Consider the following 877-nt stretch of genomic DNA (forward strand, 5'->3'; position numbering starts at 1 on the left):
GTTGGTCAGCAGGTTGTACAGGCCGGGATCGGCGCGCTGAATGATCAGCGCCGGCAGGGACGCCACCGCGCTGGTGGCACTCTGGATCACGTTGCTCATGATCTGCTGGAAGCCGTTCGTGATGCCGTTGAGCTGATTGCGCAGCGTGGTCTGGATGCTCATGTCGCCGCAGATCAGGTTGCTGTTCCACCCCAAGCCGACCCCGATGGAGCGCATGCCAGCCGCGCGGCCCATGGACACCGCGCTGCCGCCTCCGATCGAGTACATGACGTCATCGCCAATGACGGGGCCGCTGTTCTGGTATCCGACCTGCGCCCACGCCAGGCCGCAGACCAGAGCGAGCGTGCCGGCCAGCGCCGTCGGGCGCAGCAAGTAGCACGTCTTGGCGGAAAGGTTCATCGGTTCAGGACGCTTCATCGTGGCACCTCAGAGGAAATCGACGCTGCCCAGGAACACCTGCCCGCGGCGTTCGCAGCAGGCATACGGCCGCCACAGCGCCCAGGCGTAGTCGCCTTGCTGGGCCTGGGTCAGCGTGCCGCTGTGGGGGAAGACCACGCAGGTGTTCGACAGACGAGGGGTCAGCTCCTGCCACTTCCCGGTGGAGGTATCGCCTTCGACCAGCGCCCCGGCCGGCCAGTAGCCGTCACGGGCGTTGGCGAGCAGTGGCTGGTACACGTGCAACTGCCCGCGGCGCGTGACGACATCGCCCGCGCGCTGGGCCACCACCGCCCCGGATTTGTGGTCGTCGGTCTGGTGCAGGAAGCCACCGCGTGGATAGACATTGCCCCAGAGGTTCATCGTGGTGCGCGCACCGACCTCACGCATGCCCGGAATCAACGCCTCCGGGTAGGCCATCTCGGGCACGTTGTAGCGCCAG

At 66.8% G+C, this 877-nt stretch carries 1 protein-coding gene and 1 pseudogene; both read right to left on the reverse strand.

Annotation, left to right across the window (positions count from 1 at the left end; all coding sequences use genetic code 11):
• Positions 1–417 (reverse strand): annotated as a pseudogene (locus APY03_RS44560) (integrating conjugative element protein); the annotation flags it as partial.
• Between the two features lie 9 nt (positions 418–426).
• Positions 427–877 (reverse strand): TIGR03756 family integrating conjugative element protein (locus APY03_RS44565; RefSeq protein WP_232324430.1); only part of this gene is annotated, 451 nt, incomplete at its 5' end.

The sequence above is a fragment of the Variovorax sp. WDL1 genome, from assembly GCF_001541225.1.
Taxonomy (GTDB): Bacteria; Pseudomonadota; Gammaproteobacteria; order Burkholderiales; family Burkholderiaceae_C; genus Variovorax.